Genomic DNA, 20,876 nt, shown 5'->3' on the forward strand with positions numbered 1-20,876 from the left:
GGCACGGAGCTGCCGGGTTCTGCCATGAAATGCCATGTCTTGCTGTAGACGCGCCCGTGGCCTTGCGTGCCCTCCCCGCGTTGTCCTGTTACGTGGACGCCCCGCACCCCGTCCCCCACACGAGCGGGCCCGGGCTTCCGACCTGACGACAGGAGGTCCCCAATGGCCGCCCGAGCACCGCAGTACCGCCGGCCGAGCGCCCCCGGGCTGCCCGCGGGAGTGGCCCCGGCCCTGCTGCCGGAGGGCGCGGACGGCACCCGGTCGGCCGGCGGGGGCGGCACCACGGGCTCCCGGGCCGGGCAGGCGGCCGCGGCGGGAGCGGTCGGGGTCGGCTACGACACCGTCACCGTCTCAGTGCGGCACGGACTGGAGACCGTCGACATCCTCCGGCTCCGCGGGGCCTGCGGCGCGGTGCTGCAGAGCCGCGGCGGCGCCGCCGTCTCCTTCCTCGTCCCGGCCGGGACGGCCCGCGGCTGGCACCTGCCCGGCAGCTCCTGCAGCCCCGGCGCCGTCCTGCTGCCGGCCACCGACCCCCGGTGGATCATGGCCCCCGCGGGACCGCAGGCGCTGGCCCGGCCCACGGACGCCTGGGTGCTGCGGTCCGCCCTCTGCGAGGCCGCCGGCACCCTCACCGCCGGCGGCCTCGGCCCCTTCTGAGCCTCGCTGCCCGGCCCGGAGCCCGGGCGCCCCTCGTGGTGCACCGCCCTGTCCCGCGCCCCTGGACGATCGGGGCCCTGGATAATCGGGGGCATGGGACGTGGCAGGGGCAGGGCCGAGGCGGTGCCCGAGATGACGGCGGCGGACGGGCGGAGCCACCGGCAGGGGCCGTTGACCGTACGGGTGGACTCCGGGACGGCCGAGCTGCGGCCCGACCGGGACCGGCCGCGGGCCTGGCAGCTGCTGCTGGACGGCGCCCCGCAGTCCCTGGTCGACCTGGCCGACCCCACCCACCTCGGCTTCGAGTACCAGCGCCGGATCGGCCACCTGATCGACCTCGCCGCCTCGCCCGGCCGCCCGATCACCGCCCTGCACCTGGGCGGCGGCGCCCTCACCCTGCCCCGCTACGTGGCGGTGACCCGCCCGCGCTCCCGGCAGCAGGTCGCCGAGATCGACACCGCGCTGACCGAGCTCGTCCGCACCGAACTGCCGCTGGAGCGCGGCTGGCAGATCAAGGTGCGCGGGGCGGACGCCCGGACGGTGCTGGAGCGCGCCCCGGAGGGCGGCGCCGATCTGGTCGTCGCCGACGTCTTCTCCGGCGCCCGGGTGCCGGCGCACTGCGCCACCGCGGAGTTCGCCGGACTGGCTGCGCGGGCGCTCGCCCCCGGCGGGCGGCTGGTGGTGAACATCACCGACGGTTCGTCACTGGCCTTCGCCAGGTCGCAGACCGCCACCCTGCTCGCGGTGTTCCCGGAGGTCTGCCTGGTGGCGGATCCGGCGGTGCTGCGCGGGCGCCGGTTCGGGAACCTGGTCCTGGTGGCCGGGGCCGCGCCGCTGCCGCTGGAGGAGCTCGGCCGCAAGGTCGCCTCGGACGCGGCGCTCGGCCGGGTCGAACACGGCCGTGCCCTGGCCGACTTCACCGCCGGAGCCGCCGCGGTGACGGACGCCTCGGCCGTCCCCTCCCCGGCGCCCCCGCCGGGCGTCTTCCACTGACCCGGGGCCCGCGCGGCGTCCCGGACGCGGTCAGTGGCCGCTGGGCAGGCCGCGGTGCTTGTACGTGGCGAGGGCGGTGAGCAGCAGGCCGGCCAGGATCGGGACGGCCACGGCGACGGCGTCCGCGCCCTCGGCCCGGACGGTCGGCGCGGCACCGAAGGCGTCCCCGGCCGCGGCGGGCCGGGGCCGCTGCCGCTCGGCGGAGGCCCCGCGGGCGTCGGCCGCCGGTCGGACGGCCGTTCCGGGAGGCCGGGTCGGCCGGGGGGCCGCGGCGGACCCGTCGGCGGGGGAGGCCCCGGCGGGAGCGGCAGCCGCAGGCGCCGGGGAGACCGGGGCGGCGGAGGCGTCCGTGGCGGGGGCGGGAACGGCACCGCCGTCCCCCCGCGGTGGCGGGGAGACGGCGGGGAGCAGACCGGCGGCGATGGCGAAGGCGTCGGGCACGGCGGCGACCTGTCCCGGCAGGGGCAGGCCGTCCACCCTGATCCGGTCCCGGAGCACCTCCTCGACCGGTCCGGTCCGCTGCTCGACGGCGGGGACGGTGTCCCCGCCGAGGCGGTGGAGGAGGGCCGGGGCGCCGACCCGGTCGATCAGGTCGGGCCCCGGCCCTTCGGCGGCACCGGCGGCGCGGACTCCTGGCCCAAACCCCCACAGCTGGGCGAGGAGCGCGCCGCCGGCCGCCAGCTTCCCGGCCCGCCGGAGGACGTCCCGGCGGGGAGGTCCGCCGCGCGGGCGGTCGGGCCGCGGTGGTGCCGCGTGACGGTGTCGCACGTGAGAGGAGAACGAGCGAACCCGGTCGGAGTCACGCGGCGCGGTGACGCACCGTCATCACCGCGGCGGGATCCCGTGGTCCAGGCGGCCGGTGCGGATCGCCTCGGAGTACCAGCGGGCGCTGGTCTTGGGCGTGCGCACCAGGGTGTCGTAGTCGACGTGGACGATGCCGAAGCGCTTCTCGTAGCCGTACGCCCACTCGAAGTTGTCGAGCAGCGACCACAGGAAGTAGCCGCGGACGTCGGCGCCGGCGGCGATCGCGTCGGAGACGGCGCCCAGGTGGCCCTTCACGTAGGCGGCCCGCTCCGGGTCGTGGACGCTGCCGTCGGGGGAGACCTCGTCCTCGAAGGCGGCGCCGTTCTCGGTGACCATCAGCGGCAGGCCGAATTCGCGGTGCAGGGCGACCAGCGAGTCGGACAGCCCGGTCGGGTCGATCGGCCAGTTCATCGCGGTGACCTCGCCGGGCGCGAGGTGGAAGGCGACCTCGTCGGCGCCCGGCCAGGGCGAGGAGGGGCTCTCGCCGTGGCCGTCGTGGCGCGGCAGGTTCTTCGCGTTCTCGACCGAGGAGACCAGCGTCGGGTTGTAGTAGTTCAGGCCGAGCAGGTCGATCGGGCGGGAGATCTCGGCGAGGTCGCCGGGCTGCACCAGGGTGTCCCAGTCGACCAGGTGGGCGGTGTCGGCGAGCAGGTCCTCGTCGTACCGGCCCTTGAACATCGGGCTGGTCCAGATCCGGTTGCCGACCGCCTCGATCCGGCGGGCCGCCTCCAGGTCGCCGGGGTGCGCGCTGTGCGGCCGCACCGCGTGCAGGTTGAGCGAGACGGCCAGCTGGGCGGAGGCGGGCAGCGCGGCGCGCAGGGCGCCGACGGCGAGGCCGTGGCCCAGGTTGAGGTGGTGGGCGGCGCGCAGCGAGTCGCCCGGGTCGGTGCGGCCGGGGGCGTGCACGCCGGAGGCGTAGCCGAGGAAGGCGCTGCACCAGGGCTCGTTGAGGGTGGTCCAGGTCCCGATCCGGTCGCCGAGGGCCTCGGCGGCGATGCCGGCGTACTCGGCGAAGCGGTACGCGGTCTCGCGGTGCGGCCAGCCGCCGGCGTCCTCCAGCTCCTGGGGGAGGTCCCAGTGGTAGAGCGTGGCGACCGGGGTGATGCCGTGGTCGAGCAGTTCGTCGGCGAGGGCCCGGTAGAAGTCCAGGCCGCGCTCGACGGCGGGGCCGCGGCCGGTGGGCTGGATCCGGGGCCAGGAGAGCGAGAAGCGGTAGGCGGTGAGGCCGAGGTCGGCCATCATCCGGACGTCCTCGCGGAAGCGGTGGTAGTGGTCGACCGCGGTGTCGCCGGTGTCGCCGTTGGCGACCTTGCCGGGGGTGTGGCTGAAGGTGTCCCAGATCGAGGGGGTGCGGCCGTCCTCGGCTGCGGCGCCCTCGATCTGGTAGGCGGCGGTGGCCGCACCCCAGGCGAAGCCCGGCGGGAAGGCGCCGGCTCGGTCCTCGGCCGCGAGGTCGGCCGGGGTGTGCGGATCGGTGACGGTCATACGGGAGCGCTCCCATAGTCAGGTGTGGGACGGGATGGACGGCGGGTCAGCTCTTCACCGCGCCGGCCGTGATGCCGCCGACGATGTGCTTGCCCAGGACGGCGAAGATCAGCAGCAGGGGCAGGGTCCCCACCAGTGCGCCGGTCATGATCACCGCCTGGTTGATGTCGTGGCCGCTGCCGCCGCCGATGGAGGACAGCGCGACCTGGACGGTCGGGTTCTGCTGGGTCAGGACGACGAAGGGCCAGAAGAAGTCGTTCCAGGACTGCACGAACACCAGCATGCCCAGCACGGCCATCGCAGGGCGCGCGATCGGCAGCACGACGTGCCAGATGATCCGCAGACTGTGCGCGCCGTCCACCCGGGCGGCCTCGATCAGCTCCAGCGGGAGCGCCTCCAGCAGGAACTGCCGCATGAAGAAGACACCGAACGCGGCCACCAGCGAGGGCAGGATCACGGCCTTGAGCTGGTTGCCCCAGTTCAGGTCGGTGATGATCCGGTACAGCGGGATCACGCTGAGCTGCGGCGGGATGGTCATGGTGGCGACGACCAGGGTCAGCAGCGCGTTGCGGCCGCGGAACTGCAGCTTGGCGAAGGCGAAGCCGGCGAGGGTGGAGAACAGCACCGTGGAGAGCGAGACGCAGCCCGCGACGACGGTGGAGTTCAGCAGCGCCTTGCCCATGTCCGCCTGGTTCCAGGCGGTGGTGATGTTGGTCCAGAGCTCGCCGCTGGGCAGCATCGGCGGCGGCGACTGGGCCACCCGCTCGCCGGTGTTGCTGGCGGCGACGAACGTCCAGTACAGCGGGAAGAGCGAGACCACGGCGGCGATCGCGAGGACCGCGTACGTCAGCGGGCCGGCCTTGTCCTGGTCGCCGGCGCCGGGGCGCAGCCGCCGGCGCAGCGGGGCGGTGGAGATGACGGCCATGGTTCAGCCTCCCAGCTTGGTGCGGTTGCGGCGGGCGATCAGGGTCTGGACCGCACCGATCAGCAGCAGGATCAGCAGCATCGTCCAGGCCACCGCCGAGGCCCGGCCCAACTGACGGCTGGGCCAGCCCAGCTCGTACATGTAGAGGCCGAGGGTCTGGTACTGGTGGGCGGAGCCGCCGCTGACGCCGACACCGCCGCCGAAGAGCAGCGGCTCACCGAAGAGCTGGGTGGCGCCGATCGTCGACACGATGATCGTGAACAGGATGGTGGGGCGGATCGAGGGGATCGTGACCTTGGTGAACTGCTGCCAGCGCGAGGCGCCGTCCAGGCTCGCGGCCTCGTAGAGGTCCTTCGGCACGGCCTGCATCGCGGCCAGGTAGATCAGCGCGTTGTAGCCCGTCCACCGCCAGGTGACGATGGTGGCGATGGCGATCTGGGACGGCCAGCTCTCCGAGTACCAGTCGGTGCGGTCGACCCCCACCATGGACAGCAGCCAGTTGATCATCCCGTAGTCGGGGTTGAAAAGCTGGACGAAGACCAGCGTCGCCGCGGCGATCGAGGTCGCGTACGGGGCGAGGACGGCCACCCGCAGGAAGCCGCGGCCGCGCATCCGGTAGTTCAGCAGGTGGGCCAGGCCCAGGGCCATCAGCAGCTGCGGGACGGTGGAGAGCACCCCGATGGTGAAGGTGTTCCACAGGGCCGTCCAGAACTGGTCGGTCTCCCAGAGCCGGGTGTAGTTGTCGACGCCGCGCCAGTCCATGACGTCCTGGTTGAGCAGGTCGACGCGGTGCAGCGAGAGCCAGCCCGTCCAGATCAGCGGGAACAGGCCGAACGCGGCGAAGCAGAGGAAGAACGGCGCGATGTACGCGTACGGCGACGCCTTGAGGTCGAAGCGGTAGAGGCGCGAGCGCCAGGCGGAGCGCTGCGGGGCGGCCGGGGTGCGGGGGCCGTCGGGTGCGGTGGTCGGCGCCGAGCCGTCCTCGGCCGCGGCTCGGATGGAGGTGGCCACTGGGTAGGTCCTTCCCGGGAGTGGCTGTCGGCGGTGGTGCGGGCGCCCGGCCGGGCGCGGGGCCCGGCCGGGCGGGGCGGACCGGCGGGTGGCCGGTCCGGGTGGGTCAGCCGTTGACCTTGTCGTCGACCAGCTTCACGACGTTCGTCCAGGCCTTGGCCGGGTCGGTGCCGTGCTCCTCGATGTCGAGGATGCCGTTGTCGGTGATGATCGTCTTGACGGTGCCGTCCTGCTCGCCGATCGGGGCGGGCTGGATGCTCTTCGCGGTGGAGGCGAAGATCTGGCCGGTCGGGGTGTCGCCGAAGTAGTCGAGCTTCGCGCTCTGGACGGCGGGCAGCTCCAGGCCGGCCGTGGTCGAGGGCAGGTTGCCGACCTTGGTGAAGACCTTGGCCTGCTGCTCCGGCGCGGTCAGCCAGGCGGCGAGGGCCGCGGCCTCCTTCTGGTGCTTGCCGGCCTTCGGGACGGTCAGGAAGGCGCCGCCCCAGTTGGAGGCGACCGGCGGGGCGGCGATGTCCCACTTGCCCTTGCCGGAGTCGCCGGAGTACTTGCTGATGATGCCGGTCATCCAGGACGGGCAGACCACGGTGGCGAACTTGGCGTTGGCGAACGCGGAGTTCCAGTTGTCCTGGAACTGGCGCAGACCGGCGCTGATCTTCGCCTGCGAGGCGCTGACGGCCACGTTCCAGGCCTTCTTGACGCCCGCGCTGTCCTTGTAGACGAGCTTGCCGGAGTCGTCCGAGTACTGCTGGGTCTCGGCCGAGAGCGCGGCGTTGAACAGGCCGCTCGCCGAGTCGGTGAAGAAGGTGCCGGCCGGGGCCGTGGCCTGGTAATGCTTGCCGGCGTCGACGAACTTCGACCAGTCGCCCGCCCACAGCTTGGCGACCTCGGTGCGGTCGGTCGGCAGGCCGGCCTGCTGGAAGAGGTCCTTGCGGTAGCAGACGGCCATCGGGCCGATGTCGGTGCCGAGGCCGATCAGCGAGCCCTTGGCGGTGGTGGCCTGCTTCGACTTCCACGGCAGCCAGGCGCCCGCGTTGACGCCGTCGGTCTTGGAGAGGTCGGTGAACTTGTCGCCGAGGGTGCCGGTGGCCTGCGCGATGTAGCCCACCTCGACGGCCTGGATGTCGGAGAGGCCGCTGCCCGAGGCGAGGTGCGTGGTCAGCGCGTCCCAGTACTTCTGGCCGTCCTGGGTGGTGTCCGCCTTGATGGTGATGTTCGGGTGGGCGGCCATGTACGCGTCGTACAGGCCGGCCTCCTTGTAGCCGAAGGTGCCGAAGTCGCCGACGGTCAGGGTGACCTTCTCGCCCGCGGCCGACGAGGCGCCGTCCGACCCGCCCTTGTCGCCGCTGCTGCTGCACGCGGTGAGCAGCAGCGCGGAGGAGGCGATGACGGCGGTGGCCAGGACGGCCGCTCTGCGGGGGCGGGAAGTGGTGCGCATGGCGTTCTCCTTGTTCCGGGTGGGGCATCGGGTGGTGCTGCGCGATGGGTGGTGCGGTGCGGCTCGGGAAGGTGGTGCGGTGCTGTTGCCGGGGTGTCGCCCGGGTGCTTCGGGTGTCCCGGGCGTCGCCGGGGTGTGCGTGCCGGTCGCGGTGGTGCCGACCGGGGGAGACCGGTGCCGGTGGTCCGTCGGACGTGTCCGCCGGACCGCCGCCGGGGCGCTGTTGCCGGGGGCGATTCGCCACTAGAGTGTGGGAGCGCTCCCACAGCGCATGCCGGAAGGTTCCTTCGTCGCGGGGTCGGGTGTCAAGGGCTGACGTCGTATCCGTTGCCGGAGCGTGTCCTGGGAGTCGCGAAACGGTGTCCTGGCGACACCGGTCTCCGGCCGGCGCGGACCTCCGCGTACGGTCGGGCACAGGGCCCCGCACACCGGTCGGACCGGCCGGCGGGCCCGGTCGGGGCGGGCGGGGTCGTACCGCGGGTTCCCCGGCGGCCGAAAACGGCCACAATGAGCAGCAATCGGCCCGCAAGGCGCCATGAGGACTTTCCAAGAGGTGAGCGATGAGCCAGACCGCACAGCCCCCCGCAGGGCCCCTGGGCGGCGCCGGGGCGGGCGGCAGGAGCTCCGCGCGCCCCACGCTGGAGGAGGTGGCCGCGCTGGCCGGGGTCGGGCGCGGCACGGTGTCCCGGGTGATCAACGGATCGCCCCGGGTGAGCGACAAGGCCCGCGAGGCCGTCCAGGCCGCCATCGCCGAACTCGGCTACGTGCCCAACCGGGCCGCCCGCACCCTGGTCACCTCACGGACCGACTCGGTCGCCCTGGTGGTGCCCGAGGCGGAGACCCGGCTCTTCTCCGAGCCCTACTTCTCCGACATCATCAGCGGCGTCTCGGCGGAGCTCGCCGAGACCGACATGCAGCTGCTGCTGATCCTCGTCCGCAACCAGCGCGAACGGGAGCGGCTTTCGGCCTATCTGACCGCGCAGCGGGTGGACGGCGTACTCCTCGTCTCCGTGCATCAGGACGACCCGCTGCCGAGCCTCCTGGAGAGCCTGGAGATCCCCTCCGTGCTGGCCGGCCGCCGCGGCGACCTGGAGCCGCTGAGCTACGTGCACGCCGACAACGCGGGCGGCGCCCGGATGGCCGTCCGGCACCTGCTGCGCCGCGGCTGCCGCGAGGTGGCCACCATCACCGGCCCGCTGGACATGGAGGTCGCCCAGGCCCGACTCGGCGGCTACCGCCGGGCCCTGGAGCAGGCGGGCCGGCCCTACGACGAGGAACTCGTCGGGCTCGCCGACTTCACCGAGGAGGGCGGTCGGCTGGCGATGCGTGAGCTGCTGGAGCGTCGGCCCGACCTGGACGGCGTGTTCTGCGCCTCGGACCTGATGGCCGCGGGTGCGATGCAGGTGCTGCGGGCGGCGGGCCGCCGGGTGCCCGACCAGGTCGCGGTGATCGGCTTCGACGACTCGATCGTGGCCCGGCACACCGACCCGCCGATGACGAGCGTCCGGCAGCCGATCGAGGAGATGGGCCGGACGATGGCCCGGCTGCTGCTCGACGAGATCTCCGAACGCGGCCGCGCACGGCGTCAGGTGGTGCTGGCCACCGAGCTGGTGGTGCGGGACTCGGCCTGAGGCCGGCGGGGCCGGCGGGGCCGCGGCGCCGTCCCGGGCCCCCGGCGGGCCCGGCCCCCGGCGGGCCCGGTCCCCGACGGGCCCGGAACGGCCGGGGCCGCCCTGGTCCGCCGTCCGGACCCGCAGGGGGTCGGGGCGGTGGCCGGGCGGCCGGTGCTGCCCGGGCGTGCGGCCGGGCTGCCGGGGGCTCAGGCGTTGGGGCGGAGCGTCCAGGTGATGGTCATCACGCCGGTCACGGCGCCGTCGGCGCGGGTGATCTCCACGGTGACCGGGAACTCGGGCCGCTCGCCCGCGTCCAGCTCCGCGACGACCTCCTCGATCGTGCGGCCGAGGGTGGCGGTGGCGGTCACCTCGCCCATGGCGAGCTTCTTGTAGGCGATCTCGGCCTTCACCGCGAGCGGCACGGCCCGCGACAGCTGGTCGGAGAAGGCGGCCAGCACGATGCAGCCGCTCGCCGATTCGGCCAGCGTGAACATGGCGCCCGCGTGCGGGCCCGCCACGTGGTTGTGGAACGCGGGCTGGTCCGGCAGCCGGAGCACGGCCCGCTCGGGGGTCGTCTCCAGGTACTCCAGCTTGAGCGTGCGGGCCATCGGGACGGTGGAGTCGAGCAGCTGCCCGATCGAGGGTGTGGTCATGGCGGTTATGTTACTTGTCGGTAGCTTCGCTGGGGAGGGGTGTCCCGGGCCGCAGACTCTTCCGTGTCGCCCCGTGCGCGAAAACGCCGGATGGCCCGATCTCGTGAGGAGATCGGGCCATCCGGCTCGTGGGGTGAGTGACGGGACTCGAACCCGCGGCCACCTGGACCACAACCAGGTGCTCTACCAACTGAGCTACACCCACCATCATTCGGGGCGTTCCCGCTCCGACAGGAAGAACTCTACAGGATCCGGAAGGGTGCTCGCGCCAGGGTTTCGAACCGGGTGCCCGCACTGATGCTCTGGTGGGAGCCGGTGCGCGGCGGCCCGCCGTCCGGCCCGGGCCCGGGCGCGGCGGCGCGGCACCCGGCGGACGGCTCGGCCCGCCCGGTGCCCCGCCGTGCGGGCGGTCAGTCGACGGGCCGCTGGTACTTCGCCGCGATCTCCCGCGCCGCGTCCCCGTCCGGGCCGGGCTGCGGGACGAACACCGCCTCGCGGTAGTACTGGAGTTCGGCGATGCTCTCGCGGATGTCGGCGAGCGCGCGGTGGCTGCCGCCCTTCTGTGGGCTGTTGTAGTACGCCCGCGGGTACCAGCGGCGCGACAGCTCCTTGATCGAGGACACGTCCACGATCCGGTAGTGCAGGTGGCCCTCCAGCGCGGGCATGTCCCGCGAGAGGAAGCCGCGGTCGGTCGCCACCGAGTTGCCGCAGAGCGGCGTCTTGCCGGCCTCCGGGGCGTGCTCCCGGATGTAACCCAGCACCAGCTCCTCGGCCTCCGCCAGGGTCACCCCGTCCGCCAGCTCGTCGAGCAGCCCGGACGCCGTGTGCATCGCGCGCACGACGTCCGGCATGGTCTCCAGCGCCGCCGCGGGCGGACGGATCACCACGTCCACGCCCTCGCCCAGGACGTTCAGCTCGGAGTCGGTCACCAGCGCCGCGACCTCGATCAGGGCGTCCCTGTCGAGGTCGAGGCCGGTCATCTCACAGTCGATCCACACCAGACGGTCATTCACGCCACTCACCCTACGGCGCGATCGCGCGAGCCGGACAGCGTCCGGGCCGCCCGGTCGCGCCGTGCCGCACCCGCCGGGCCCTCGCCGTCCGCCGACGGACCGGCGGTCCGCCGCTCGGACGGCGCCGGGTGACCGGCCCCGCCCGCGGCCGTGTGCTCCGCACGGTGGCCCTGCCCCTGGCCGCGGGCGCTCGGCTGGTCGTAGCCGGTCTCCTCGGCCACGGCGTGCTCCACCGGACGGTCGGCGGCCCGGCCCCCGGTGCGGTCGCCGACCCGGGCGCCCGGCCGTTCGGCGACCCGCTGGCCGGGTTGCTCGCCGACCCGCTCCGGTGCCGGCCGCGGACGGCGCACGGCCGCCGGACCGGGCTGTGCGGGCACCACGGGCGGCCTGCGCCGCACCCCGCCCGCCGGTCCGGCCGGCGCCGCGCCGGCCGCCGCGGAGGGACCGCCCGGCACCGCCTGGCCCGGGCCGCCCGGCGGCTGGTGGGCCGGCTGCGGATGACCGCCGTGCGGACCGTGGCCCGGGGCGGCGGCCGGGTGCGGCGCGGGGCCGCCGGCGAGGCGGTCGGCCGGACCGCCCTGCACCGGGACACCGGCCGGCGCCGGGGCCGGAGCGGGGCGCCGGGCGCGGTAGCTCGTCCGGTACGCGGCGGGGGAGACGCCCAGCTGGCGGCGGAAGTGCCCGCGCAGCGCCACCGGCGAGCGGAAACCGCAGCGCCGGGCGACGTCGTCCACCGAGAGGTCCGAGGTCTCCAGCAGCCGCTGCGCCTGCAGCACCCGCTGGGTGATCAGCCACTGCAGCGGGGCGCTGCCGGTGAGCGTCCGGAACCGCCGGTCGAAGGTGCGCCGGCTCATGTACGCGCGGGCCGCCAGCACCTCCACGTCGAACTGCTGGTTGAGGTTCTCCAGTGCCCAGGTGACCACCTCGGCCAGCGGGTCGTTGCCGATCTCCTCCGGTAAAGACTGGTCGATGTACTGGGCCTGTCCTCCGCCGCTGCGCCGGTTCGGCACCACCAGGCGGCGGGCCAGCGCGTTGGCCGCCTCGGCGCCGTGGTCGGTGCGCACCACGTGCAGGCAGAGGTCGATGCCGGCCGCCGTGCCGGCCGAGGTGAGCACGTCGCCGTCGTCCACGAACAGCTCGCGCGGGTCGACGTGGACCCGCGGGTAGCGCTTGGCCAGCGTCGGCGCGTACATCCAGTGGGTGGTCGCCGGGCGGCCGTCCAGCAGGCCGGCCGCGGCCAGCACGAAGGCACCGGTGCAGAGGCCGATGATGCGGGCCCCCTCGTGGTGGGCCTTGCGCAGCGCCGCGATCGCCTCGACCGGCGGCGGCTGCGAGATCGAGCGCCAGGCCGGAACGACGATGGTGCCGGCCCGGGACAGCGCCTCCAGGCCGTACGGGGCGGTCAGCGTCAGTCCGCCGGTGGTCGCCAGCGGGCCCTCCTCGCCGGCGCAGACCAGCAGCCGGTAGCGGGGCACGCCCGCGTCCTGCCGGTCCACGCCGAACACCGAGAGCGGGATCGAGCTCTCGAAGATCGGCGCCCCGCCGAAGATCAGCACGGCCACCGTCTCCCGGCGCCGCCGGCCGGACAGCTTGCGGGTGGGTGCGGGATGGTGCAGGGCGGACAGCACGGCCGGGGCGCCGTGCCCGGCGGCGGTGCCGCCGTCGGCCGGCCCACCGGCGAAGTGCGACTGCGCGGAGCCGAACTGACCGTGCGACGGGAACGGGGAGCCGTGCGAGCCGTGGGCCTGGTGCGGTGCGGAGGTGGCGGGCGATCCGGCCGAGGGGGTGAGGTGACCTGACGTCAGGGCGGTTCCACCGGACGGGGTGCCGCCGTGCGGGCCGGCCTGGCCGGGCAGCGGCGAACCGGTGAGCGGGGAGGGTGTGCGCCCCGGGGCGACGGCGCGGGCTGCCGACCCGTCGACTCTGGCGGACCGGCCCGGGAGGCCGGTCGGCGGCTGACCGCCGTCAGGACCCGCGTCGCTCCTGCTCACCCTGCTCAAGGCGTTCCAGCCCCCTCGGTGGTGTGGTGTGGTGGTGCGGCACTGCCCGCCAAGATCGAATCTAGTGGGTGGACCGTTGCTGTTGTGACAAGTTCACCATCCGACGCTATGTCGACATGGCAATTTGGCGTGATGCATTCGATCACGAAGCGTGGCACCCGTCGACCCCTCTGGGAAGGGGGCGGGCGCAACGCTGGCTGGTTGTCGCACGACCGATCCCGGGCACCTGTGGACCCGCCGCCCCCACCGGCGGCCCTGGGCTGCGGCTTTGGCCAACAGCCGGGCACCACATCGAAATTGGCCGAAAACAGGCGGTACGAAACAGGGCGCACAGGACGCGCCCGTGCGCCGGTGCGAGCCCTTCTGCGCAGGGCGGGGCAGCCCCCGCCGGGGGACACGGCCGGCCGCTAGCGTTGCCCCATGGACACGCGCAGCCGGCTCGAACTGGCCAACGACAACGCCGCGGGATTCTGGCTGGCCCAGGCCCCGGTGCACGGCTGGGAGTCCGTCCGCACACCGCGGTTCGCCGGGGTCCGCTGCGAGGGCGAGGCCGAGGTCCACCGCATCGTCGTCACCCGCCCGTACGACGAACCGGAGGCGCTGAAGCAGGAGTTGCTCGGCGTCCTGCGGGAGTGGCGCACCCGGCGGCTCTGCCTGGAGGATCCGTACGGGGGCCTCGACCTGCGCCCGCAGGGCTGCGAGGCCTCCCTGGGGCAGGCAGTGATGGTGCGTGAGCCCGGCGGTGGGCCCGCGCCGGAGAGCGGCGCCGACCCCGCCGTCCCGCGCGGACGGCGCGGGGTGCCGGCGGGCCGGCTGACGGTCCGCGAGGCCCGGTGCCCGGAGGAGCTCGCCGAGGCCGAGCGGGTCGTCGTCGACGGCTTCCCGATGCCCGCACGGCTGCTGCTCGCCCCCGGCACGATGCTGCCGCCCGGGCTGCTGGAGGCCCCCGGCCACCGCACCTGGGTGGCCCGGGTGGACGACCGTCCCGCCGGGGCCTGTGTCAGCTACGACGACGGCACGGCCGTCGGCGTCTACTCGGTGGCGACCCTGCCCGAGCACCGCTCCCGCGGTATCGGCCGGGCCGTGGTGGCGGCCGCCCTGGCCGCCCGTCCCGACCGGGTGGCCACCCTCACCTCGACCCTGCTGGGCGAACCGCTGTACCGCCGGCTCGGCTTCGCCGAGCACGGCGTCGCGCGCTGGTGGCGCTACCCGGCGACCCCGTCGTCGATGACCGTGTAGCCGGCCGCCACGACCGGTCCGACGGCCGGCGGCGCGGCGAAGCGGGTCAGCACCGGCGTCGCGGCGTCACCGCCCGCGCTCGCGGGGCCGCCGGCGGCGACGGCGTGCGCGGCGGGGGACAGCGGGGCAGCCGAGGCGTGCAGGGCGGCCGCGGCGGCGGGGCCGAGCCGTACGGCGGCCGACTGCGCCGCGGTGCGCCCGGCGCCCATCGGCGTCGTGCCGCCGACCGAGGGGAGCTGCACGACCGCCGGGACGGTGCCGCCGGCTGCTCTGGTCCGCAGCGCCTGCCCGGTCGCCGCGGCGTTCACCGGCTCGGCGCCCATGGGGGTGGAGCCGATCGCCCCGGCGGCCCGCCGCGCGGCGGCCTGCTGCGCCACGGCGCGCCGGACGGCCCCGCGGCGGACGGTGTCGACGGTGGGCGCGCTGCGGGCACCGAGGACGAGCCCGACGGCCTCCGGCAGCCCGGCGGCGCTCAGCGTCGGGCGGTAGCCCCGCTCGGCCCACGGGCGGCCCAGGTGCAGCCAGACGCTGCGCAGCCCGGCGACCTCGGCCCCGGCGACGTCCGCCGGTCCGTGGTCGCCGATCATCCAGGTGTTGGCCTCCCAGCCGGGCGAGGGGGCGACCCCGCAGCGGCGGGCGGCGATCTCGAAGATGAGCGGGTCCGGCTTCACACAGCGGGCCTCCTCCGAGATCACCCAGCCGTCGACGATGCGGTCGAGGCCGGTGCGGCGGATCTTCTCCGACTGGGGCTTGGTGCCGCCGTTGCTGACGATGCCGAGGGTCCAGCCGGAGGCCCGGGCGGCGTGCAGCGCGTCGATGTGGGTGGCGGGGCAGTGGATGTGGCCGTTGATGCCGCGGCGGTAGTGGGCGAGCAGCAGGTCCATCGAGTGGTCGAGGCCGTAGCGGCGCTTCGCGGCGCCCAGTACGGTGCTGCGCGGCACGTAGCCGCTGCCGTCGATGGTGGTGAACCAGTCGATGTCGGCGGCGGGCAGGCGGTGTTCGGCCAGGAAGTCCTGGGCCCAGGCCCGGTAGGCGGCGTCCCTGGGCAGCAGGGTGTTGTCGAGGTCGAACAGGAGCAGCGGCATGTCGAGCATGCTGCCAGTGCCGACACCTATGCACGTGGCAATTGCCAATCGCCGACCCGTCCGCGAGGTGGATTGGCCGGATCCGGACGGTGACCGACCGGTGGCCGAACGCAATGTTTCGCGCAGGCTGTGACGGGTGGTGTGCCTGTGACGCAGATGCACTGGTGAGGGCCGTGCGACCGGCCTCCGGGGCGGTGTCCGGCGACCGTTCCGGGCCCTGCCGCGACCGCGGGGGTGTCTCTCGATGACGGTCGGACCACGTTGTGTGTTCGGCCTGTTGCGTTATCGGGGGTTCTCGGTCAAGCTCCTGGGAACCTCCGTGACCGGTGGCCTCCGGCCGGCGTGCGCGGGGGGCGCACAGAGCGCGGTGCACGCGGTCCGTTTGCGGGAACCCCGGCCGGCCGGGGCCCGACTGCTGGGCCGCGTTCCGCGCTCGTCGTACTCTGAGAGGAACAGGTCGCGTTCAGTGGTGCTCGGCGGAGATCGGCTCGGTGCCGTTGGTGGGCCTGCTGCCCCGGCGGCGCTCCCGTGCTCCGTCGGCCCGTCCTTCCCGAACAGCTGTGAGCGATGGCTGGTTCTGAGCCTCCCGTACCCGCCGGTGCGGACGCTGCCGGCGCCGGTGCGCTGCCCGTCCACGGCGGGCCCCTCGGCGGCCGTTCCCAGGCCCGCAGGGCCGCCCTCGCCGCAGCCCGTGCCGCAGCCCTCCGTGCCTGGCCGCTGTCGCGGCGCCGGACGGGCCTGCACGGCCCCTCGGCGGGCGTCTCGGGGCCCGGCGGCCCGGTGCCGGGCGGCGGCCGCGCACGGGGCGTCGGAGCGGGCGGGGGCGGCCCGATGAGCGAAGGGCCCGGTCCGGTGACGGGCCGCACCGAGGGCGACGGCGAGCACCTGTTGAAGGACCAACCGGCCCGCGCCTGCGACCCGGTGTTCCAGCACGGCGTGGTGGTCGGCTTCGACGGGTCGCTGTCGAGCGAGCGCGCGCTGGCCTACGCGGTCGGCATGGCGCGCCGGTCGCAGTGCGGCCTGGTGATCGTCCACGTGGCGAACCGGCTGCCGGCCACGGTCTGGGCGGGCTGCGAGCCGCCGGTCTTCGTCGACCTGCCGGACCACCGCACGGAGATCCTCGGCCTGGAGCTGGCCTGCGCGGACTTCCTCGCCGGCGTGCCGTGGATCCTGGTCGAGCGCGGCGGCGACATCTGCCACGAGATCGAAGAGGTCGGCCGCGAGTACGCCGCCGACGCGATCGTCGTCGGCAGCACCCGCGGCCTGCTCGGCAAGGTCTTCGGTTCGGTGTCCGGGCGGCTGGCGCGGCGCGCCAACCGCCCGGTGATCGTCATCCCCTGACGGACCGCCGGGGAGGTCGACCCGCTCGGGTCAGGAGGTCACCCCGAGCTCCCGCGCGATCAGCATCCGCTGGACCTCCGAGGTCCCCTCGCCGATCTCCAGGATCTTGCAGTCGCGCCAGAACCGGGCGACCGGGAACTCGTTCATGAAGCCGTACCCGCCGTGGATCTGGGTGGCCTCGCGGGCGTTGTCCACCGCGGCCTCCGAGGCGTACAGCTTCGCGATCGCGGCCTCCTTCTTGAACGGCTCGGAGTGCAGCAGCCGGGAGGCGGCGTCGCGCCAGGCCAGCCGGGCGGTGTGGGCGCGCATCTCCATGTCGGCCAGCTTGAACTGGATGACCTGGTTGGCGCCGATCGGCCGCCCGAAGGCGCGCCGCTGGCCGGCGTAGGCGACGGACTGGTCGACGCACCCCTGGGCCAGGCCGGTGGCGAGCGCCGCGATCGCGATGCGCCCCTCGTCGAGGATGCGCAGGAACTGGGCGTAGCCGCGGCCGCGCTCGCCCAGCAGGTTCGCCGCCGGGACGCGGCAGTCGGTGAAGGACAGCTCGCGGGTGTCGGAGGCGTTCCAGCCGACCTTGGAGTACTTCTTGGAGACCTGGAACCCGGGGGTCCCGGCCGGCACGATGATGGACGAGATCTCCCGCGTGGGCGAGAGGGCCGCCCCGTCCGTGCGGGTGGACGGCTCGGTCAGCGCGGTCACCGTGACCAGGCCGGTGATGTCCGTGCCGGAGTTGGTGATGAAGCACTTGGTGCCGTTGATCACCCACTCGTCGGTCGCCTCGTCGTAGCGGGCCGTGGTGCGGGTGGCGCCAGCGTCCGAGCCGCCCTCGGGCTCGGTGAGGCCGAAGGCACCCAGCATCTCGCCCGAGGTCAGCTTCGGCAGCCAGGTGCGCTTCTGCTCCTCGGTGCCGAACCGGTACACCGGCATGGCGCCGAGCGAGACGGCCGCCTCCAGGGTGATGGCGACCGAGGAGTCGACCCGGGCCAGCTCCTCCAGGGCGATGCCCAGGGCGAAGTAGTCGCCGCCCATGCCGCCGTACTCCTCGGGGAAGGGCAGGCCGAACAGGCCCATCTCGCCCATCTCGCGGACGATCTCGTACGGGAACTCGTTCTGCTCGTAGAACTCGCCGATCTTCGGCGCGACCCGGTCGTTCGCGAACTCCTCGACGGTCCGCCGCAGTTCTTCGTACTCGGTGCTCAGCCGGTGGTCGAGCATGGGGATCCTCCTGGATCACGGCCGGTCGGGCCGGGGTGACGACGGTGTTGACGGGGTGTGTCAGGCGGACGGGCCGAGCAGGGCCCGGACGGTCCGCGACTGGCTGGGGCGTCCGAGCTGCCCGGCCATCCAGCCGCTGGTGGCGGCGAGGGCGGCCAGGTCGACGCCGGTCTCGATGCCGAGGCCGTGGAGCATCCACACCAGGTCCTCGGTGGCCAGGTTGCCGGTGGCGCTCTTGGCGTACGGGCAGCCGCCGAGGCCGCCGGCCGAGGCGTCCACCACGGTCACGCCGCAGCGCAGCGCGGCGAGCGTGTTGGCCAGCGCCTGGCCGTAGGTGTCGTGGAAGTGCACGGCGAGCCGGTCCATCGGCACCCCGGCCTCGGCGAAGCCGGTCAGCAGCGCGGTGACCTGGCCGGGGGTGGCGGTGCCGATGGTGTCGCCGAGGCTCAGCTCGGCGCAGCCCATCTCCAGCAGGCGCAGCCCGTGGCCGATCACCTGCGCGGCCGGGACGGGGCCCTCCCACGGGTCGCCGAAGCACATGGAGAGGTAGCCGCGGACGGGCACGCCGGCGGCCGTGGCGCGGGCCACCACGGGCCGGAACATCGCCATGGCCTCGTCGGCGGAACGGTTGAGGTTGCGCCGGGCGAAGGTCTCGGTGGCGCTGGCGAAGACCGCGACCTCCGCCGCGCCGTGCGCGAGCGCCCGGTCCAGACCGCGCTCGTTCGGCACCAGCACCGGCAGCCGCAGGCCCGGGTACTGCCCGGCCAGGCCGGACAGCCGGGGCATCAGCTCCTCGGCGTCGGCCAGCTGCGGCACCCACTTCGGGTGGACGAAGCTGGTCGCCTCCACCGTGCGCAGGCCGGCGGCGGCCAGCCGGGCGACGAACTCGGCCTTCACCTCGACCGGGACGAGCCCGCTCTCGTTCTGCAGACCGTCCCGCGCGCCGACCTCGTGGATCCGCACCCGGGCCGGCAGCGACGGGTCGCGCACCGGGTCCGGCAGGCCCAGCTCCAGCACGCCGGGCTCCGCCGCCGTCCCGTCCTGCCCGGCGGTCACGAGGCCACCCCGGCGTTCTCGCCGTCGCCCTCGACCGGTGCGACCACGGCCAGCAGTTCGTCCATGGCGACGGTCGCGCCGGCGGTCGCCCGCAGCTCGCTGACGGTGCCGTCGTGCGGCGCCGCGATCACGTGTTCCATCTTCATGGCCTCCAGGACCAGCAGGGTCTGACCGCGGGTCACCCGCTCGCCGGCCGCGGCCTTGACCACGGTGACGGTGCCCGGCATCGGCGCGGTCAGCGCGCCGTGATGGGCCCCGCCCGCGGTGGCGCGGTCCGCCACCGGGTCGTACACGTGCACCGCCCAGGCGTCGCCGTCCACGGCGAGCCAGTCGACGCGGCCCGCGGGCCCGTTGTCAGTGGTGTGTGCGAACGTCGTCTGCAGGCCGTCGAGGGAGACCTGCAGGCGGCCGCCGGAGCGGTGGGCCGTGGCCCGCCGCACCGGTCCGTCGCCGACCTGCACCTGCAGGGCGGTGGTGCCGGGGGCGGTGTCGCCGGCGGCCTCGGCCACCGCGCCGGGTGCGGTCGGCCGCACCCGGACGGTGACCGGCTCCTGGCCGGCGAGCCGCAGACGGTGGGCCGTCCACGCGGCGCCGCCGCCCAGCCGCCAGCCGGAGGGGACGGAGAAGGGGTCGGTCCAGCCGTCCGGGGCGACGGCCGGGCCCAGGTCCAGCTGCCGGGCGACCGCCGCGGCGATCGGCAGCAGGTCCGCGGTGTCCCCGTTCGGCGGGGTCACGGCGTCGGCACCGGTGCGGGTGTAGGGGGAGCTCAGCAGGACGGGGGTCTGCTGAGCGGTCCGCTCCACCAGCCCGGTGTCGAGCCGGCCCGCCACCACGTCGGGGTGGGCCAGCAGCCGCCGCAGGAAGCCGGTGTTGGTGGTGACGCCCAGGATCCGGGTGTCGGCCAGCGCCGCCCGCAGCCGGCGCAGCGCGGTCGCGCGGTCCGGCCCGTACGCGATCACCTTGGCGAGCATCGGGTCGTAGAGGCTGCCGACCTCGGTGCCCGCGGCCACGCCGGAGTCCACCCGGACGCCCTCGCCGGCCGGCTCGTCCAGCCGCAGGATGCGGCCGCCGGTCGGCAGGAAGTCGCGGTCCGGGTCCTCGGCGCAGATCCGCGCTTCGATCGCGTGGCCCTGGAAGGAGACGTCGTCCTGGCCGAAGGGCAGCGCCTCGCCGGCCGCCACCCGCAGCTGCCACTCGACGAGGTCGAGCCGCTGCGGCTCCGCGCCGCCGCCGCGCACCGCGATCGCCAGCTCGGTGACGGGGTGCTCCACCTGCAGGCGGGTGTTCATCTCCATGAAGAAGAAGTCCAGGACGCCCTCGGGGACCTCCGCGCCCGGCTCCAGGCCCGGCACGATGAACTCGACCGTGCCGGCGCCGGTGTAGCCGCAGGCCTCGGCGGCCCGCACGGCCGCCGCGCCCATGGCCGCCCGGGTCTCCTCGTTGAGGAGGACGGAGGGCGCCTCCTCGATCAGCTTCTGGTGGCGGCGCTGCAGGCTGCACTCGCGCTCGCCGAGGTGCACCGTGGTGCCGCGGGCGTCCGCGAGCACCTGCACCTCGATGTGGCGCGGCCGGTCCACCCAGCGCTCCAGCAGCAGGGTGTCGTCGCCGAACGCGGTCCGCGCCACGCGCCGCGCCGCGTCGATCTCGGCCGGCAGCTCGGCGGGGTCGCGGACCAGCCGCATGCCCTTGCCGCCACCACCGGCGGACGGCTTCAGCAGCACCGGGTAGCCGATCTCCTCGGCGGCCGCGACCAGCTCGGCGTCGCTCGGCGAGCCGCCGCTGCTGCCGGGCACCACCGGCACGCCGGCGACCCGGACGGCCTCCTTGGCGTTGATCTTGTCGCCCATCAGCTCGACCGCGGCCGGCGGCGGCCCGATGAAGGCCAGGCCGGCCTCGGCGCACGCCCGGGCGAACCCGGGGTTCTCGGCGAGGAAGCCGTACCCGGGGTGCACGGCCTGCGCGCCGGTGCGGCGGGCGGCCTCCAGCAGCAGGTCGGTCCGCAGGTAGGTCTCGGCCGCCGAGCTGTCGCTGCGCCCCTCCGGGCCGAGCCGGACGGCGAGGTCGGCCTCGCGGACGTGCGGGGCGCCGGCGTCGGCGTCGCTGTGCACGGCGACGGAGCGGATGCCGAGCCGCCGCAGGGTGCGGATCACCCGGAGGGCGATCTCACCCCGGTTGGCGACCAGAACGGTGTCGAACATGGGAGGTCTTCCTCCGAGTCGGGGGACGGCGCTGCCGGTGCGGCGGTGGCGGGCCGGGCGGCGCGGGTGCGGCGGTGCGGCGGGTGCGGTGCCGCGGGGTGCGCGGCGGGGGCCGGGTCGGGTCGGGCCGGGCGGCGGGTGTCCGCCCGGCCC

15 protein-coding genes, 1 tRNA gene and 2 pseudogenes are annotated in these 20,876 nt (G+C 74.9%); 5 read left to right on the plus strand and 13 right to left on the minus strand.

What is annotated here, in order from left to right; genetic code table 11:
* Positions 1-162: 162 nt before the first annotated feature.
* Positions 163-657: a hypothetical protein gene (locus IE98_RS51375; RefSeq protein WP_052391383.1), complete on the plus strand. Its 495-nt coding sequence runs from the start codon at positions 163-165 to the stop codon at positions 655-657.
* A gap of 93 nt (positions 658-750) precedes the next feature.
* Entirely contained in the window at positions 751-1,650 is a 900-nt protein-coding gene (locus IE98_RS0134865) for a spermidine synthase (protein WP_420706251.1), read from the plus strand.
* Between the two features lie 30 nt (positions 1,651-1,680).
* Here IE98_RS0134865 and IE98_RS49680 read toward each other — a convergent pair whose 3' ends face one another.
* The 5 genes from IE98_RS49680 to IE98_RS0134890 form a co-directional block, all read right to left on the minus strand.
* The gene (locus IE98_RS49680; RefSeq protein WP_030275807.1) at positions 1,681-2,418 is read right to left on the minus strand and encodes a hypothetical protein; all 738 of its coding nucleotides are present in this window, start codon (positions 2,416-2,418) and stop codon (positions 1,681-1,683) included.
* Between the two features lie 57 nt (positions 2,419-2,475).
* On the minus strand, positions 2,476-3,939 hold the full coding sequence (locus IE98_RS0134875) for a GH1 family beta-glucosidase (RefSeq protein WP_030275808.1): 1,464 nt from the start codon (positions 3,937-3,939) through the stop codon (positions 2,476-2,478).
* Positions 3,940-3,985: 46 nt separating this feature from the next.
* A complete protein-coding gene (locus tag IE98_RS0134880) occupies positions 3,986-4,864 on the minus strand; it encodes a carbohydrate ABC transporter permease (RefSeq protein WP_030275809.1) in 879 nt (292 codons plus the stop codon).
* Between the two features lie 3 nt (positions 4,865-4,867).
* Positions 4,868-5,875 carry a carbohydrate ABC transporter permease gene (locus IE98_RS0134885; RefSeq protein ID WP_030275810.1) on the minus strand — a complete coding sequence of 336 codons (1,008 nt, stop codon included), beginning with the start codon at positions 5,873-5,875 and terminating at the stop codon, positions 4,868-4,870.
* Positions 5,876-5,981: 106 nt separating this feature from the next.
* Complete coding sequence (locus IE98_RS0134890) at positions 5,982-7,310, minus strand: ABC transporter substrate-binding protein (protein ID WP_030275811.1); 1,329 nt, start codon at positions 7,308-7,310, stop codon at positions 5,982-5,984.
* A gap of 560 nt (positions 7,311-7,870) precedes the next feature.
* Here IE98_RS0134890 and IE98_RS0134895 point away from each other — a divergent pair.
* Complete coding sequence (locus tag IE98_RS0134895) at positions 7,871-8,941, plus strand: LacI family DNA-binding transcriptional regulator (RefSeq protein ID WP_030275812.1); 1,071 nt, start codon at positions 7,871-7,873, stop codon at positions 8,939-8,941.
* 188 nt (positions 8,942-9,129) lie between these two features.
* Here the strand turns inward: IE98_RS0134895 and IE98_RS0134900 are convergent, their stop codons facing one another.
* From IE98_RS0134900 to IE98_RS51380, 4 genes and pseudogenes are all read right to left on the minus strand, one after another.
* Positions 9,130-9,576: a YiiD C-terminal domain-containing protein gene (locus IE98_RS0134900; protein WP_030275813.1), complete on the minus strand. Its 447-nt coding sequence runs from the start codon at positions 9,574-9,576 to the stop codon at positions 9,130-9,132.
* Between the two features lie 129 nt (positions 9,577-9,705).
* Positions 9,706-9,781 (minus strand) — tRNA-His (locus IE98_RS0134905).
* 205 nt (positions 9,782-9,986) lie between these two features.
* Positions 9,987-10,589 (minus strand): oligoribonuclease, encoded by a 603-nt coding sequence (gene orn / locus IE98_RS0134910; protein ID WP_030275814.1) that lies wholly within the window; start codon positions 10,587-10,589, stop codon positions 9,987-9,989.
* Positions 10,590-11,026: 437 nt separating this feature from the next.
* Positions 11,027-12,217: pseudogene (locus IE98_RS51380) on the minus strand (helix-turn-helix domain-containing protein); the annotation flags it as partial.
* A 792-nt stretch (positions 12,218-13,009) separates the two neighbouring features.
* On the opposite strand from IE98_RS51380, the gene IE98_RS45375 reads away from it, so the two are divergent.
* Complete coding sequence (locus IE98_RS45375; RefSeq protein ID WP_052391385.1) at positions 13,010-13,828, plus strand: GNAT family N-acetyltransferase; 819 nt, start codon at positions 13,010-13,012, stop codon at positions 13,826-13,828.
* Here IE98_RS45375 and IE98_RS48530 read toward each other — a convergent pair.
* Positions 13,795-14,913, minus strand: coding sequence for an HAD family hydrolase (locus tag IE98_RS48530; protein ID WP_159401160.1), 1,119 nt, complete (start codon positions 14,911-14,913; stop codon positions 13,795-13,797). The two genes, IE98_RS45375 and IE98_RS48530, sit on opposite strands and share 34 nt — an antisense overlap.
* Before the next feature lie 903 nt (positions 14,914-15,816).
* On the opposite strand from IE98_RS48530, the pseudogene IE98_RS0134930 reads away from it, so the two are divergent.
* Positions 15,817-16,254 (plus strand): annotated as a pseudogene (locus IE98_RS0134930) (universal stress protein); the annotation flags it as partial.
* 30 nt (positions 16,255-16,284) lie between these two features.
* Here the strand turns inward: IE98_RS0134930 and IE98_RS0134935 are convergent.
* The 3 genes from IE98_RS0134935 to IE98_RS0134945 are packed head-to-tail and all read right to left on the minus strand — an operon-like array spanning position 16,285 to position 20,723.
* On the minus strand, positions 16,285-17,469 hold the full coding sequence (locus tag IE98_RS0134935) for an acyl-CoA dehydrogenase family protein (RefSeq protein WP_030275819.1): 1,185 nt from the start codon (positions 17,467-17,469) through the stop codon (positions 16,285-16,287).
* Positions 17,470-17,529: 60 nt separating this feature from the next.
* Positions 17,530-18,525, minus strand: coding sequence for a hydroxymethylglutaryl-CoA lyase (locus IE98_RS0134940; RefSeq protein WP_420706252.1), 996 nt, complete (start codon positions 18,523-18,525; stop codon positions 17,530-17,532).
* The gene (locus tag IE98_RS0134945; protein WP_030275821.1) at positions 18,522-20,723 is read right to left on the minus strand and encodes an acetyl/propionyl/methylcrotonyl-CoA carboxylase subunit alpha; all 2,202 of its coding nucleotides are present in this window, start codon (positions 20,721-20,723) and stop codon (positions 18,522-18,524) included. Before IE98_RS0134945 ends, IE98_RS0134940 begins: the two co-directional genes overlap by 4 nt.
* Between the last annotated feature and the right edge of the window lie 153 nt (positions 20,724-20,876).

Origin of the sequence: Streptomyces sp. NRRL B-24484, from assembly GCF_000717715.1 — a bacterium.
GTDB lineage: Bacteria > Actinomycetota > Actinomycetes > Streptomycetales > Streptomycetaceae > Kitasatospora.

Coding starts and splice junctions, on each gene's coding strand:
- IE98_RS0134865 (WP_420706251.1), top strand. CDS start 751: ATGGGACGTGGCAGGGGCAGGGCCGAGGCGGTGCCCGAGATGACGGCG.
- IE98_RS0134945 (WP_030275821.1), bottom strand. CDS start 20,723: ATGTTCGACACCGTTCTGGTCGCCAACCGGGGTGAGATCGCCCTCCGG.
- IE98_RS0134935 (WP_030275819.1), bottom strand. CDS start 17,469: ATGCTCGACCACCGGCTGAGCACCGAGTACGAAGAACTGCGGCGGACC.
- IE98_RS0134875 (WP_030275808.1), bottom strand. CDS start 3,939: ATGACCGTCACCGATCCGCACACCCCGGCCGACCTCGCGGCCGAGGAC.
- IE98_RS45375 (WP_052391385.1), top strand. CDS start 13,010: ATGGACACGCGCAGCCGGCTCGAACTGGCCAACGACAACGCCGCGGGA.
- IE98_RS0134895 (WP_030275812.1), top strand. CDS start 7,871: ATGAGCCAGACCGCACAGCCCCCCGCAGGGCCCCTGGGCGGCGCCGGG.
- IE98_RS51375 (WP_052391383.1), top strand. CDS start 163: ATGGCCGCCCGAGCACCGCAGTACCGCCGGCCGAGCGCCCCCGGGCTG.
- IE98_RS0134900 (WP_030275813.1), bottom strand. CDS start 9,576: ATGACCACACCCTCGATCGGGCAGCTGCTCGACTCCACCGTCCCGATG.
- IE98_RS0134890 (WP_030275811.1), bottom strand. CDS start 7,310: ATGCGCACCACTTCCCGCCCCCGCAGAGCGGCCGTCCTGGCCACCGCC.
- IE98_RS48530 (WP_159401160.1), bottom strand. CDS start 14,913: ATGCCGCTGCTCCTGTTCGACCTCGACAACACCCTGCTGCCCAGGGAC.
- IE98_RS0134880 (WP_030275809.1), bottom strand. CDS start 4,864: ATGGCCGTCATCTCCACCGCCCCGCTGCGCCGGCGGCTGCGCCCCGGC.